A 13304-nucleotide genomic window follows, 5' to 3' on the forward strand; every position below is an offset into this window, starting at 1 on the left:
GTCAGAGCAGGCCCAGCACCTGTTCGGGCGGCCGGCCGATGACGGCACGACCGTGGTGCACGAAGATCGGCCGTTCGATCAACCGCGGATGGGCGACCATCGTCGCGATCAATGCATCTTCCGACAGCGCCGGATCGGCCAGCCCGAGTGCCTCGTATTCGTCCTCGCCGCTGCGCAGCAGCGCACGCGCGGGCAGTCCGAGCATGCGGAGCAGCTCGCGCAGTTCCTCCGCGGTCGGTGGAGTTTCGAGATACGCGATCACGCGGGGTTCGATGCCGCGTTCATGCAGTAGTTCCAGCGCGCCCCTCGACTTCGAGCAGCGCGGGTTGTGATACAGGCGGGTGTCGTTCATTGGTACCGTCAGGAGTACTTGCGGAAACAAGGCGCGCCCGGGCTGCGGGCGCTGGCTCGTATTCTCGCTCGCTCAGCGGGAAGCTGCGCTGTCCAAGGGGTTCCTGGGCCGCATCGTGACGATGATGCCTGTCGCTTCCTCGTTTCCGACCACCGGATAGAACAGCAGCTCCGCACGGACATCGCTCCGGTCCCAGGTCGCGCTGTCGGCCTTTTCCTGCGTCAGGTAGAAGCCCAGCTGTGGCAGCGTGCTTGCATAGAAGCGCCGCGCCTCGTCGGCGTTTCCGGCATAGAGCAGCCGCTTTGCATCGCGGCTTGGCGGCAGGTGCTGCGCCTGTGGCGGCGTCGGCAGCTCCACCGGCGCGGCGCCGGCGACATGCTCGGGCAGCAGTCGCAGCGATACCTGGAAGCTGGCGCTCTGCCCCAACGCAGCGCCGCCGGTAGTGGCCAGGAGCACTCCCGCGATGATGGCGAGTGGAGTGCGCATGCCGTTACGCCGCCTCGGCTCGTTCGCTGGCCAGCGCGCGCCACCGTGCCAGCTGCTCGAACTGACCTGCGCGACGCAGATACCCCTCGTCGACGTCGGTGCCGTTCACCAGCGCGGCGGCCACATGGACCGCGCCCGTGACCCAGAAACCGCGGATGCGCGAAGGCGCCCTGTAGAACGCCACGGCCTCCACGATCGGTGCGGGCAACCCCCAAAGGCCGAGCAGGTAGGCTCCCGCGATGTTGTGCGGCGTGGCGGCTCCGGATTCGTCGACATGCGCCTGCTGCGGCAACAACAGACCGACTTCGGCCAGCAAGCCCGCGGTTGCCGCGAGATCGGCGCTGGGGCCGGCGAGCAGTTCCGACGCCAGGCGGGAGATGTGCAGGGCGCGTTCGCGCATGCCCTTGGCCTCGGCGGAATGCGAGCCCACGAAGAACACTTCGCTGGCAAGCACCAGTTGCCGCAGTGCGCTCTGTCCCAGCCGGGTCACGGCCGTGCGCAGGTCGGTGATTTCGCGTCCGGAGGAGTAATACGCCGAATTGGTCATGCGCAGCACCTGCGCGGCCAGCGCCGGGTCTTCACCGATCAGCGCGGCGATGCGTGCGGCGCTGACGTCGGGATCGCGCAGCAGGCGGGTCAACGCCAGGTACTGGTTCGGCGCCGTCGGCAGGGAGCCCACGCGCCCGATCACGCGCTTCAAGGCAGGATCGTCGAGCAGCGTGCGCAGCTCCGCGGCGCTTTCCACCGCGTCGATCAGCGCCAGCGCATCCAGTGGATCGGACAGCACCCGCTGCGCGACTTCCAGTGCGTGGGTCGAATCGTGCTCGTCGTTGCTGCCCGTCATCAGGATGCGCATGGTTTCCGGATGCCGGATGCGCAGCTGCGCCAGCAGCGCGATACCGCTGTAGGCACCCACTTCGTCCGCGCAGACCAGCACGTCCGGCGCGTGCTGGCCCGACAACGCGACTTCGACCTCGCGCGTCCATTCGAGCTGCCAGTCCAGGCCCTGATCGGCCAGCTCGCGCCTGACTTCCTCGGCCCGGCTGCCCTCGTTGCTCACCACCAGAATCAACACGCGCTGTCCTCCTGAATCGCATAAGGCTCACGGGGAATAGCGGCAGCAGGTCCTAAATGCTGAAGGTCGGGTTTGCAGAACTGCCAAATGGCTCACGTTTGTGATGCGCGGCGCTCAGGAGGCGCCAATCTCATGCATGGGCAGCGTGAGGCTCATCCGCGTGCCCTTCCCGGGTGCCGTGTCGATATGCAGCGAGCCCCCCAGTTGCTGCGCGCGTTCGCGCATCGTGACCAGGCCGAGTCCCTGTATTTCGCCGGTGCGGAAGCCCTGGCCATCGTCGGTAACGGCCAGGTGCAGGTTTTCTCCAGCCGCGTCCGGTGCGAGCGTCAACGTCACGTGCCTCGCCTTCGAGTGGCGGAGGATGTTGGTGAGCGCTTCCTGTGCGATGCGGAAGCAGGCGAGTTCCACCGCCGGGTCCGGCCGCTCCGGCAACGGCTCCAGCCGCATCTCCAATTGCGGGGTGCCGGAACGGAAGAGCGTGTCCGCCTGCCAGCGCAAGGCCGTCTCCAGGCCCAGCGTATCGAGCTGGGGCGGGCGCAGGAGCATCGAGAGATTGCGCAACTTCGTGACGGTCTGGTCGGTGATCCCCACGATCTCGTCGAGGATTTCGCGCCGGCGATTCTGGTCGGATTCATCCTGCAGCGCCATCGCGCCAAGTTTGATCGCGGTGATCGCCTGGCCGATGTCGTCGTGGAGTTCGCGCGACAACGTACGGCGTTCGTTTTCCTGGATCGTGATCAGGCGGCCTGCCATCGCCTGCAGTTCCTCTCGCAGGCGGCGCTGCTCGTCGAGACTCGAGCTCACCTCTTCATAGGCGTGGTGCGCGCGGCTGGCGAGCTGGTTGAGCGCTTCGGCAAGCGGCGCGAGTTCGATGGGCAGGACTTCGGGCGAGGCGGGCAGGCCCTGGCTGTCCAGTGCAAAGCGCTGCATGCGATCCAGCAGGTCGCGAACGTAGACACCCAGCCGTTTCAGTTGCACGCCGGTGACGACCAGCACGCCGACCAGGACCAGTCCCAGCAACCCCAACGTCACGGCCATATTGTGGCGAGCGTCGGCATCCACGCGGCTCTCCGGCACCAAGACCAGCAGGCGCCAACCGTCGCGCAGCGGGGCCACCACGGCATACGCGTCGCCGCCATCGCGCAGTACGCCGGGCATTCGTTGCATCGCGGCACGGGGCGCGGATAGCAGCCGGCGCAGTGGGCGATCGCGCCCGCCGGCCTGCAGTGCGTCCAGGGAGCCATAGCGCAGCCCCGGCGTCGCATGCACCACGGTGTGGCTGCGGTCCACGAGGAGCATTTCGAAGTCCTGCGCCTGACCGGGCTCGCGCCGCAGCGCGGGAAAAGCATCGATGCGGATCGCACCGCAGATCACGCCGGCGAAGCGCTTGCCGGAGAAGAAGGGCACCGACAACGCGATCGAGGGGAGCTGGCTGACCACCCGGCCGCGGTACGCATCGGAAACATAGGGGAGACCCGTGCGCCTGGGCACGGTGTAGTACGAGCGATCCGCTACCGAGACGCCGGGCGCCTGTGGTGCAGCAGGCTCGGTAAGCACGAGGATGCCATCGTCATCGACCAGTGCGAGGGTGCTGAAGTCGGGGTAGTACCGGTGCACGCGCCGCATGTCCGCGGCCCACAACCCTTCGTCATCGACGTTTCCGGTCGTGGTACGCCGCTCGGCCACCACCTGCAGTGCCGCGGTGTGCAGCTGGATGAAGGCATCTATTTCCCGGCTGTGTGCCCTCGCGGCGTCGGCCAGCCGTGTTGCGTATTGTTCGCGCGCGACTTCGCGGCTCTGCCACAGATGCAGGGCCGTGATCGACAGCACCGGAAGCACGACTGCGATGAACAGCAGCTTGGAGAAATCGGGCAGCAGGGCCCATCCACGAATCCGGGACCGCGCCACGTGCATGCGTGGGTTCGCCTGTCCATCGGCCTTCGGATCCCGCGTGCTCTCCATCGCGCAACGCTAACCGCGGACATGGACCGCGGCAACCTCAACAAGGGATGCCACCACAGTCAGCATGAAAAAAGCCGACGTACGCCGGCTTTTCACGGTCCTGAACAACCCGGATCAGTCAGAACAGCTCGACGCTGCCCGCATCCATCGACTGCTGCATCACCGGCTTGTGCGGCGGGCGCTCCCACTCGCCGCGCATCTGCGTGATGCGTTGGCCAAGCTGGGCCAGCGCATCCTGCAGTTCGGTCCCGCCTTGCCCGCCAGTGCGGTGCAGCAGGTCCTGCAGGGACGAAGCCTCGCGGTTGATCGCACTCAGGCGGTCCAGGTGCACGTTGGCCGCGCCGAGCGCCTGCGTGGCGATGTCCTCGAACTGCAGTGAGCGCACGGCTTCGGCAACGGAGGCATCGATCGCACGGTTGCACTCGGCGATTTCGCGCATGCCGTTGCCCAGCCCGCGATTGATGCCGTCGACGCGTTCCAGCATGGCCGCGGCTTCCGCACGCGCGCCGCGCGAGCGGTCGAGATCGCGCGACGCCATCTGGCTGACGGTGTCGCGCACGCGGGAGATCGAATCCTTCGAGCTGTGCGCCAGCTTGCGGATCTGTTCGTTGAAGGCGGTGGAGCGCTCGGAGAGGTTGCGAACCTCGTCCGCGACCACGGCGAAACCGCGGCCGGCTTCGCCGGCGCGCGCGGCTTCGATTGCGGCGTTCAGCGCGAGCAGGTTGGTCTGGTCGGCGATCGACTTGACGTCTTCCAGCAGCGCGAAGATGCCGTCCAGGTGCTCGGCCATCGCATCGATGTGCGTCACCGTCGTGCAGCTCTGGCCACTGACTTCCTCCAGCGCTTCGACCAGTTGCTCCATCTTCTGGCTCGCCTGCACGGCGAACTGGTGCACATCGGCACCGCCGCTGTGATCGCCGGCACGGCGATCGACGATGCGCGCGACCACGTCGTTCTGCTGGCGCGACTGGCGGTTGACGGCCTCGAAGCTGCCGCCGAGCTTGACCACGGAATCGCGGATCAGCTCGCGGGTGCGGTCGATCTCCAGGCGCGAACCCTGCACCTCGGCGTTGATGAACGAACGCAGTTCGCCAAGCACGCGGGTCTGTTCGCCCAGCGCCGCGGGATCGCCCCGGCGCACTGCCGTCCACGCAAAGCCCAGCCATGCCAGCGTCATGGCTACCAGGGTGCCCCACCGCACGGGCGCGGGCAGGGTGAACGCTTCTGCGCAGATCAGGGCCAGGGTCAGCGCCAGCGGCGCGGCGATGCGGATCAGTACACGCGAATCCATCGTCAATCTCGAGGTGATCAATCACCCGTGATAACGGCCGAAACCGCGCGTGCTTTAGGCATTGCTGCCTGCCGCAAGCAGGCGATTGGCGATGTGTTCCAGCGGCAACACTTCTTCTGCCGCGCCGAGTGCGACTGCCGCGCCAGGCATTCCCCAGACGACGCTCGTCGCCTTGTCCTGCGCGAACGTGTGCGCCCCCGCCTTGCGCAACCCCAGCAGGCCACGCGCGCCGTCATCGCCCATGCCTGTCAGCAGCGCCGCACTGGCGTTCGCACCCGCATGGCGGGCCACGGATTCGAACAGCACGTCCACGCTCGGGCGATGGCCCCGGACGGGATCCTCGTCACTCAGCTGCGCATGCCATCGCGCACCACTGCGGACGACCTTCAAATGCCGGCCACCGGGAGCGACATAGGCGTGACCCACGAGCAGCGGCTGGTCTTCGCGCGCTTCCAGGACGGTCATTCGACTGTGTTTGTTCAACCGCTCGGCGAAGGGGCCACTGAAAGCACCCGGGATGTGCTGGGTGATGACGGTGGCGGGTGCATCCGCGGGCATGTGCGCGAGCACTTCGCGTATCGCTTCCGTGCCACCGGCGGATGCGCCGATCGCGATCAGGCGATCGGTCGTGCGATAGGCCACCGGCCCCGTGTACTCGCCGATGGGGGCCGGCGGAGATGGCCGGCGGCAAGCGACGCGGGCATGCGCAGCCTGCTTGACCTTGGCGATCAGCAGGGCCGCGTAGTCGCCCAGTCCGCGCGCGACATCGAGTTGCGGCTTGGCGACGAAATCCACCGCACCCAATGCGAGCGCGTCCAGCGTGACCTGCGCGCCGGCGACCGTCAGCGTGGAAACCATCACCACCGGGATGGGGCGCAGGCGCATGAGATTGCTGAGGAAGGTGAGCCCGTCCATCCGTGGCATTTCGACGTCGAGCGTGAGCACGTCCGGCGACAGCTGCTTGATGCGATCGCGTGCGATGAACGGATCGGATGCGGTCCCGACCACCTCGATGCCCGGATCGGCATCGAGGATTTCGGTCATCAGTTTCCGGATCAGGGCCGAGTCGTCGACCACCAGCACGCGCACGGGTTTGCCAGCCATGGATCAGAACAGCTCCACGCCGCCGCTGGCCGGAGCGCGGTTGAGGCGGCCGTACAACGCGCGTTCGGCATCGAGGATGCCATCGTCGCGCGTGGACGGAAGCCGCTTCACCAGCGTGCGTCCGGTCTGCGGAAAGAAGCCGACCTTGCGCGCATGCACGTCGCCGAGATCCTGGGCGCGAACGGGAATATTCTCCGCCCCCAGGTACTCGAGGACGAATCGTGCGTTGCGCGTGCCGATCGGATCGCTGTAGAAGCCGCTGAGCACGTTGCCGCCCCCGAACACCTTGGCCTGGATCCGGTTCCGGCGCGCACCGCGCTTGAGCAGGTCGTTGATCAGCAGCTCCATTGCGTTCATGCCGTAGCGTGCGCAGCTCGAGTCGTTGCCGTCGCCGGGCAGCATGAAGTGGTTCATTCCGCCGATGCCGAGCGTGGCGTCGTACAGGCAGGCGGCAACGCAGGAGCCCAGCAATGTCACCAGCGCTATCGGCCGGTCGGTCGCGACATAGTCGGCAGGCAGCAGGCGGATCGCTTCGGTCTGCAGCGCGGAATCGTAGTAGATGCCTTCGGGCGCGGGCTGTCGTCTAGCCGGGAGCATGGGCGCCGTTTTCCTTCGTGACGCGCACGCTGATTCGGGTAGGCGCCAGGCCGGAAACGGGTTGACGTGTCGCTCCCGTCTTCATCGATCACCTCCATTCGTGGACGCGCGATAGACCGTGCGGCCGCACGGCGAGACCAGATCAGCTGCGTGGTGGAAGCTCTCCGAGTGGCCCGCGTAGAGCCGCCCCTCCGGCTCCAGGACGGGAACGATGCGCTGCAGCACCTTGTACTGGGTGGCCTTGTCGAAATAGATCATCACGTTGCGACAGAAGACGGCCGTGTAGCGGCTGCGAAGGCCGTAATCCGCATCCAGCAGGTTCAACGGCCGGAATTCGATCAGGGCCTGCAGCTCTGGACGCACGCGGCACTGGCCGGCATTGGGTCCGCTGCCACGCAGGAAGAAGCGCCGCTTGCGCGGCATGTCCAATCCGTCGATCCGTTCGATCGGATACACGCCGCGTGCGGCGGCCTGCAACACGCTGGTGTCGATGTCGGTGGCGAGGATGCGCACCGGCGGGGTGAACGTGTCGAACGTCTCGCAGGCGGTGATGGCGAGCGAATAGGGTTCCTCTCCGGTTGACGCCGCGCAGCACCAGATCAGCATGGGCGAGGCATCGCGGCGCCGTTGCTGCTGCACGTGGCGTAGCTGCTCCGACAATGCGGCGAAGTGGTAGTCCTCGCGAAAGAACGAGGTGAGGTTGGTCGTCAGCGCATTCACGAAGGCCTGCGCTTCGGCGGCCGGATCGTTTTCCACGTAGTCCAGGTAATCGCTGAAGCGTTCCAGCTCCAGCGCGCGCAGGCGGCGCACGAGACGGCCGTAGACCATGTCGCGCTTGTGCGGCTGCAGCTGGATGCCCGCGTGCGCATGGATGAGCTTGCAGACGCGGCGGAAGTCGCGATCTTCGAAGACGAAGGCGCGTTCGAGCGCCGACGTCGCTGCCATGGCTGGCGATGGCTCAGCCATGGCGATTGCCCTCGGCGCGGAAATGCACGCGCGCTTCCTGTGGAGGCGCGTCGTGCATGGGCGAATGGAAGGAGTACGGGATCACGTCTTCTCGATGCCGGGCGCAGGGGAGAGGGCAGGCTGGCGGCCAAGCCGCCAGGGCGTGACTCAGAACTCCTGCCAGTGCGCGTCGCCGCCTGCTGCCACCGCCATCCCGGCGGCAGGACGCAGCGCGCGCGGCTGGCGGCCGCGCGCGACGGCGGGCTTGCGTACGGATGGCGCCGCAGTGCTTGCCGCAGGTGCGTGCACCGCAGTCACTGGCCTGGCTTCGCGGCCTTCGTCTCCCAGGCGGAACACGGCGACCGTCTGCGCGAGCTGCTCCGACTGCTGTTCCAGGCTGCGTGCCGCGGCCGAGGCTTCCTCCACCATCGCCGCGTTCTGTTGCGTGCCTTCATCCATCTGGGTGATGGCCTGGTTGACCTGCTCGATGCCGGTGCTCTGTTCCTGCGATGCAGCCGAGATGTCCGCGATGATGTCGGTGACGCGCTTGATGCTGGTGACGATCTCGCCCATCGTGCGGCCGGCCTGGTCGACGAGCACGTTGCCCTGTTCGACCTTGTCCACCGACTCGGTGATCAGCTGCTTGATCTCCTTGGCCGCGCCGGCCGAACGCTGCGCCAGCGAGCGCACTTCGGACGCGACCACGGCGAAGCCGCGGCCCTGTTCGCCGGCACGCGCGGCTTCCACCGCGGCGTTGAGTGCAAGGATGTTGGTCTGGAAGGCGATGCCGTCGATCACGCTGATGATGTCGGCGACCTTGCGCGAGGATTCGTGGATCGCGGTCATGGTCTGCACGACCTTGCCGACCACTTCACCGCCTTGCGTCGCGACGTCGACCGCGCCGATCGCCAGCTGGTTGGCCTGGCGGGCGTTGTCGGCGTTCTGCTTCACGGTGGAAGTGAGTTCTTCCATCGACGAAGCGGTTTCTTCCAGCGAGGCAGCCTGCTGTTCGGTGCGCTGCGACAGGTCGTTGTTGCCCGAAGCAATCTCGCCCGCGGCGGTGCTGATGGCGTCGCTGCCCGAGCGGATCTGGCCCACGACCTGCGCAAGCTGGCGCACGGTGTCGTTGGCGTCGCCGGCGAGCTGTCCGAAGCGGCCGGGGAGGTTGGCGTCGGCCTCGCGCGTCAGGTCACCCTGCGCTACGGACGACAGCAGCGTGCCCACTTCGCCGAGCCCGCGATCGGCGCTGGCCATCAATGTGTTGAGGCCTTCGATCATCTCGCGGTACACGAACTCGAAGCGCTGCGCGTCGCCGCGATGGCTGAAGTCGCCGGCGCAGGCGGCATCCACAAGCCCCTTGATCTCGTCGTTGATCGATTGCATGCCGGACTTGACTGCATCCACGGCCGCGGTGATCTGCGCCTTCTTGCCAGGCATGCGTTCGATGTCGCCGGACAGGTCGCCGTGGGCATAGGCGCTCACGACCTCGATCACGCGCATCTTCACCGAGATGTGAGAAGCCACGAGCATGTTGATCTCGTCCGCCATGGAACCGAACGAACCCGGGAACGCGGTGCTGTCCAGGCGCTCGTCGATTTCGCCCTTCTGGTGCGCTTCGAAAAGTTCGCTCTGCGCTCCGGCAAAGCTGCGCAGGGTGCCCACCGCGCGCCCCAGGCTGCGCGAGATCTCACGCAGTTCGTCCTCGGTGTCGACGCGGATGGCCTCCGGGAACTGACCGCGCCCCAACTGCGCGGCGGCATCTTCGATGCGCTGCAGCGCGGTCCGCGTGCCCCGGGTAAAGCCGACGAAAAGATAGGCCGACACCAGCAGTGCAAGGCCAACCGCCAGCGAGGTGATCAGCGCGCGACGTTGCAGGCGTGCGACCTCCGCGTCCGCGGCCATGGCCAGCGAGCGATTGGAGGCCATCAATGCCGCGGCGAATGCAAGGCGCGTCGCCTCGGCCCGGGCGGACATCACCTTGACGGGCAGCGTGGGCGTTTCGGCATCGAGGACGTGCTTCTGGATGAGTTCGTTCTGCCTGGTCATCGCATCGAGCGCGTAGCGCATGGGCTTGCCGACGCTCTGCGCGAGCGCGGGCATGTCCGCTTCGGCTTTCTTGATCTCCGCTTCGATGCGGCTGCGCACGAACTGCTGCATGCTCCTGGACACCGCGAGGCCGGTGCGGTCGTCCACCCAGATCGCGCCTTCGCCGAGCACGCGGATGCCGACCAGGCCCTGCTGCGACACCGATTCGCCGAGCATCGGCACCCACTCGGAAGCGGCGCGACCGGTGTAGAACACGCTGGGCGCGGATGCCAGGTCGAGGCCGGTGTGCTGGTAGACCGCGGCCATCAGGTCGTTGAGCTTTGCGATCGCAGCGGCGTGGTCGGCGATAGCCGCCGCCGCATCCGTGTGGTCGCCCAGTGCCTTCTCCCAGGCGCCGCGGGCGGCCTGCAACGGCACCTGCAGCGGTGCTTCAGGCACTACCTTCCGATACCAGGCGCCCAGTGCATCGATCGCCTCCGATGCGGAAGCCGCCGAACGGGCGAGCGATGGCGCGGATACGTTTTCCTTGGCCATCTGGCGCACCACGAGTTGCTCGTGTTCCTGCATGGCGAGCATGGCGCGGTGCAACTGCGCGAGGCCGCCGGTCGCGGAAAGTTGCGCCCTGACATCGGCGATCTCGGTATTCGCGCGCACCACCACCATGCCGGTCAGCACCGCGCAGGTGAGCGTGAACGAGGCGCCGATCAGCAATGCTTTCTGTCCGAAACGGAATCGCGCCATCAGCGCGATGGACGGCGCGAGCAGGCGATCCAGCAGGGAAGATGTGGAACGGACGGACATGGTGGCCTCGGGTGACGAACAGACCCGCTATGGGTCGACACACCCGAAATCGGCGCGAAGCATGGAAACTTTAGCCACCGATGGAATCCGCCGGCCCTAAAGAATTCGCGAACGCGGCCGATCCCGGGGCTTTCCCAACCCTGGAGTAGTTCCGGCCATGCGTCGTCCCCTATCCCTCACCCTTGCCGCGACCTTCGTCCTGGCTGTCGCGCTGCCGGCCCACGCCGAGCTCAAGCCGGTCAAGCGCGTTGATCCGGTGTATCCGCCCGAAGCCGCGCGTGCCGGCACCAGCGGCTTCGTCGAAGTGGAGTACACCGTCGATGCCAGCGGCAAGGTATCCAGCGTGTCCGTGGTGAACGCCAAGCCGGCGCGCACCTTCGAAAGCGCCGCCGTGAAGGCCGTGAAGCAGTGGGAGTTCGCCGCCGGTTCCGATGGCCGCGGCAAGGTCCGCCTGGATTTCGCGCTGTAATCCCTGCTGCGCAGGTGCAGACAAGGCGCGCCGGACAGGCGCGCCGTTGTCGCCGGGAAACACGGGCGTGCTCAAGATTCCGTGCGAACGGCCGATTCCTACTGGTGACGTCCGCTTGTCCCCGGGCGTCAACTCGCCCAGGAGGTCTCACCCATGCGTCATTCCGTTCTTCTGACAGTCGCTACGGCGCTGGCGCTGGTGCTCGCTGCACCCGCCCGTGCCGAGCTCACCCCGACCAAGCGTGTCGAACCGACCTATCCACCGGAGGCTGCCAGGTCCGGAACGGTCGGCTACGTCGAACTTGAATTCACCGTCGATGCCTCCGGCAAGGTCGCGTCCGTGTCGGTCGTCAACGCAAAGCCTGCGCGCACGTTCGAAGGCGCGGCCGTGAAAGCGCTCAAGCAGTGGCAGTTCGCCCCGGGTGGCGATGGCCGCGGCAAGGTGCGCCTCGACTTCAAGCTCTGAGCCGTTCTTCGCCAGCTGGTTTCAAGTCGCGCTGTTCGCCAGCGCTGCTCCCATCGCAATAGACGGAGCAAACAGGGCCCGCTTTCGCGAGCCCTGTTTCCGTGCCGGGAACTTCCCGGCCTGGGCACCGGAATCATCGGGCGGGCGAGCCTACCTTCAGCTCGGATTTCACGTCCGTCACGCCCTTGATGCCCTTGGCGACGCTGACCGCCTTGTCGGCTTCGGCCTTCGTTTTCACCGTGCCGGTCAGCGTGACCACGCCGTTCTTCGTGTCCACGTCGATGGCGCTTCCGGGTACGTCTTCGGTCACCAGAAGATCCGCCTTTACCTTGGTGGTAATCCAGGTGTCGCCCATCTGCTCGCTCGCATCCGCCGTGGTCCGCGCGGTGGCGCCTTTTTCCTCTTCCGGCTCCTGTTGCGCATCCTGCGCGTGGGCAGGCAACACGAGCGTCGCCAGCGTGAGCGCCGTGGCCATTGCTGCATTCCTGACGTTCATGGTTCACCTCCGTGCGTGCCGCATCGACACGGCTCCGGAACCTACGTACGGGCTGGCTAACACGAAGTGAAAAATCCAGGCGTGCCCGTTCACGATGCGCACGGCGGCCGCTTCAGGCTGTTCGGTTTCCGCTCGAGTTCCGGATGTCGGGCGACAAACGCGTGTTAGGCGGCTGCTCTAGTGTCTGGCGTATTCAAACAACTCAACGACATTTCCTGACGGATCCTGGAGCAATATTTGTCGCCCCGCTCCGGCCTCGGCTACTTCACCGCGGAAACTTGCTCCTGTTTTACGAAGTTCCTCGATCTTTTCGTCGAGATCGTCCGTCACGATCATGAATCTACTCCACCCGCCTGGTTGGGGAGAGCCTCCTGCTTTACCAGCACTGCCAGCTCCGGGCGCGTTGAGGAAAAGATGCAGATCCTCACGTGTCAGTTCAGCGAACTTTCCCGGATTGTGCTTTTCAACCGCAAAGCCCAAGCGGTCCCGATAAAATTCAACAGACTTGTCAATGTTGTTCGCGATGTACCTGACAGATGCCATGGCGCTAACTCCTCTGCATATGGGTGCGAGCGTTTTGCAACGAGAACTCGCGACCGCCATATAGGCTAGCCAACATGAGGCGCAGAGATTGTGAGCGAGCTGACCAGCCCAAGAACGCGAGGGCGGGATTCATGGCTCAGCCGCCTGACCGTTCATTCAAACCGAAGCCCGCTTCGCGGCTCGATTCAGGCGTTATGCCGCGTTCGCCACGACGAGCCCCATCTCGGTACTGGCCATGAGCCGTTCGATGTCGAGCAGGATGAGCATGCGTTCGTCGAGCGTGCCGATGCCGGTGAGGAACTGGCGATCGATCGTCGCGCCGATCTCCGGCACCGCGCGGACCTGCTCGCCGCTCAACTGCACGACATCCGACACGCTGTCCACGACCATGCCGACGACGCGGTCGGCGACGTTGAGCACGATCATCACGGTGAGNCCGATGCCGGTGAGGAACTGGCGATCGATCGTCGCGCCGATCTCCGGCACCGCGCGGACCTGCTCGCCGCTCAACTGCACGACATCCGACACGCTGTCCACGACCATGCCGACGACGCGGTCGGTGACGTTGAGCACGATCATCACGGTGAGCGCCGTGTACTCGGCGCGCTCCAGGCGGAACTTCAGCCGCATGTCGATCACCGGCACGATCGTGCCGCGCAGGTTGATCACGCC

13 protein-coding genes and 2 pseudogenes are annotated in these 13304 nt (G+C 66.3%); 2 read left to right on the forward strand and 13 right to left on the reverse strand.

Annotated elements, in window-relative coordinates; translation table 11 throughout:
• Position 1: 1 nt before the first annotated feature.
• From arsC to ASD14_RS16610, 9 genes and pseudogenes are all read right to left on the reverse strand, one after another.
• The gene (arsC, locus tag ASD14_RS11190) at positions 2-352 is read right to left on the reverse strand and encodes an arsenate reductase (glutaredoxin) (protein ID WP_056133395.1); all 351 of its coding nucleotides are present in this window, start codon (positions 350-352) and stop codon (positions 2-4) included.
• A gap of 72 nt (positions 353-424) precedes the next feature.
• The gene (locus ASD14_RS11195; protein ID WP_056133396.1) at positions 425-838 is read right to left on the reverse strand and encodes a hypothetical protein; all 414 of its coding nucleotides are present in this window, start codon (positions 836-838) and stop codon (positions 425-427) included.
• Between the two features lie 4 nt (positions 839-842).
• The gene (locus ASD14_RS11200) at positions 843-1913 is read right to left on the reverse strand and encodes an HDOD domain-containing protein (RefSeq protein WP_056133398.1); all 1071 of its coding nucleotides are present in this window, start codon (positions 1911-1913) and stop codon (positions 843-845) included.
• 114 nt (positions 1914-2027) lie between these two features.
• Positions 2028-3686 (reverse strand): annotated as a pseudogene (locus ASD14_RS15780) (ATP-binding protein); the annotation flags it as partial.
• A gap of 307 nt (positions 3687-3993) precedes the next feature.
• A complete protein-coding gene (locus ASD14_RS11210) occupies positions 3994-5166 on the reverse strand; it encodes a methyl-accepting chemotaxis protein (RefSeq protein ID WP_056133402.1) in 1173 nt (390 codons plus the stop codon).
• Positions 5167-5220: 54 nt separating this feature from the next.
• Positions 5221-6270, reverse strand: coding sequence for a chemotaxis response regulator protein-glutamate methylesterase (locus tag ASD14_RS11215; protein WP_056133404.1), 1050 nt, complete (start codon positions 6268-6270; stop codon positions 5221-5223).
• A gap of 3 nt (positions 6271-6273) precedes the next feature.
• The gene (cheD, locus tag ASD14_RS11220) at positions 6274-6867 is read right to left on the reverse strand and encodes a chemoreceptor glutamine deamidase CheD (RefSeq protein ID WP_056133406.1); all 594 of its coding nucleotides are present in this window, start codon (positions 6865-6867) and stop codon (positions 6274-6276) included.
• Between the two features lie 81 nt (positions 6868-6948).
• Positions 6949-7833 carry a CheR family methyltransferase gene (locus tag ASD14_RS11225; protein ID WP_056133409.1) on the reverse strand — a complete coding sequence of 295 codons (885 nt, stop codon included), beginning with the start codon at positions 7831-7833 and terminating at the stop codon, positions 6949-6951.
• Between the two features lie 147 nt (positions 7834-7980).
• On the reverse strand, positions 7981-10659 hold the full coding sequence (locus tag ASD14_RS16610; protein WP_056133412.1) for a methyl-accepting chemotaxis protein: 2679 nt from the start codon (positions 10657-10659) through the stop codon (positions 7981-7983).
• A gap of 157 nt (positions 10660-10816) precedes the next feature.
• On the opposite strand from ASD14_RS16610, the gene ASD14_RS11235 reads away from it, so the two are divergent.
• Together ASD14_RS11235 and ASD14_RS11240 are read left to right on the forward strand one after the other, a co-directional pair.
• Positions 10817-11128 carry a TonB family protein gene (locus ASD14_RS11235; protein WP_056133415.1) on the forward strand — a complete coding sequence of 104 codons (312 nt, stop codon included), beginning with the start codon at positions 10817-10819 and terminating at the stop codon, positions 11126-11128.
• A gap of 153 nt (positions 11129-11281) precedes the next feature.
• Positions 11282-11593 carry an energy transducer TonB gene (locus ASD14_RS11240; RefSeq protein WP_082538921.1) on the forward strand — a complete coding sequence of 104 codons (312 nt, stop codon included), beginning with the start codon at positions 11282-11284 and terminating at the stop codon, positions 11591-11593.
• A 133-nt stretch (positions 11594-11726) separates the two neighbouring features.
• Here ASD14_RS11240 and ASD14_RS11245 read toward each other — a convergent pair whose 3' ends face one another.
• The 4 genes and pseudogenes from ASD14_RS11245 to ASD14_RS16525 all read right to left on the reverse strand — a co-directional run.
• Positions 11727-12089 (reverse strand): BON domain-containing protein, encoded by a 363-nt coding sequence (locus ASD14_RS11245; protein WP_056133420.1) that lies wholly within the window; start codon positions 12087-12089, stop codon positions 11727-11729.
• Between the two features lie 177 nt (positions 12090-12266).
• Positions 12267-12632 (reverse strand): VOC family protein, encoded by a 366-nt coding sequence (locus tag ASD14_RS15785; RefSeq protein WP_082538922.1) that lies wholly within the window; start codon positions 12630-12632, stop codon positions 12267-12269.
• 192 nt (positions 12633-12824) lie between these two features.
• Positions 12825-13067: chemotaxis protein CheW (locus ASD14_RS11250; protein WP_235565387.1), on the reverse strand; the 243-nt coding region annotated here is incomplete at its 5' end.
• A 1-nt stretch (position 13068) separates the two neighbouring features.
• Positions 13069-13304: pseudogene (locus tag ASD14_RS16525) on the reverse strand (chemotaxis protein CheW); the annotation flags it as partial.

This window comes from Lysobacter sp. Root494, from assembly GCF_001427225.1.
GTDB lineage: Bacteria > Pseudomonadota > Gammaproteobacteria > Xanthomonadales > Xanthomonadaceae > Agrilutibacter.

What these genes read in the sequence shown, in the direction of transcription:
- arsC (WP_056133395.1), bottom strand. Translation starts at nt 352, where the DNA reads ATGAACGACACCCGCCTGTATCACAACCCGCGCTGCTCGAAGTCGAGG.
- ASD14_RS11195 (WP_056133396.1), bottom strand. Translation starts at nt 838, where the DNA reads ATGCGCACTCCACTCGCCATCATCGCGGGAGTGCTCCTGGCCACTACC.
- ASD14_RS11210 (WP_056133402.1), bottom strand. Translation starts at nt 5,166, where the DNA reads ATGGATTCGCGTGTACTGATCCGCATCGCCGCGCCGCTGGCGCTGACC.
- ASD14_RS11215 (WP_056133404.1), bottom strand. Translation starts at nt 6,270, where the DNA reads ATGGCTGGCAAACCCGTGCGCGTGCTGGTGGTCGACGACTCGGCCCTG.
- cheD (WP_056133406.1), bottom strand. Translation starts at nt 6,867, where the DNA reads ATGCTCCCGGCTAGACGACAGCCCGCGCCCGAAGGCATCTACTACGAT.
- ASD14_RS11225 (WP_056133409.1), bottom strand. Translation starts at nt 7,833, where the DNA reads ATGGCTGAGCCATCGCCAGCCATGGCAGCGACGTCGGCGCTCGAACGC.
- ASD14_RS16610 (WP_056133412.1), bottom strand. Translation starts at nt 10,659, where the DNA reads ATGTCCGTCCGTTCCACATCTTCCCTGCTGGATCGCCTGCTCGCGCCG.
- ASD14_RS11235 (WP_056133415.1), top strand. Translation starts at nt 10,817, where the DNA reads ATGCGTCGTCCCCTATCCCTCACCCTTGCCGCGACCTTCGTCCTGGCT.
- ASD14_RS11240 (WP_082538921.1), top strand. Translation starts at nt 11,282, where the DNA reads ATGCGTCATTCCGTTCTTCTGACAGTCGCTACGGCGCTGGCGCTGGTG.
- ASD14_RS11245 (WP_056133420.1), bottom strand. Translation starts at nt 12,089, where the DNA reads ATGAACGTCAGGAATGCAGCAATGGCCACGGCGCTCACGCTGGCGACG.
- ASD14_RS15785 (WP_082538922.1), bottom strand. Translation starts at nt 12,632, where the DNA reads ATGGCATCTGTCAGGTACATCGCGAACAACATTGACAAGTCTGTTGAA.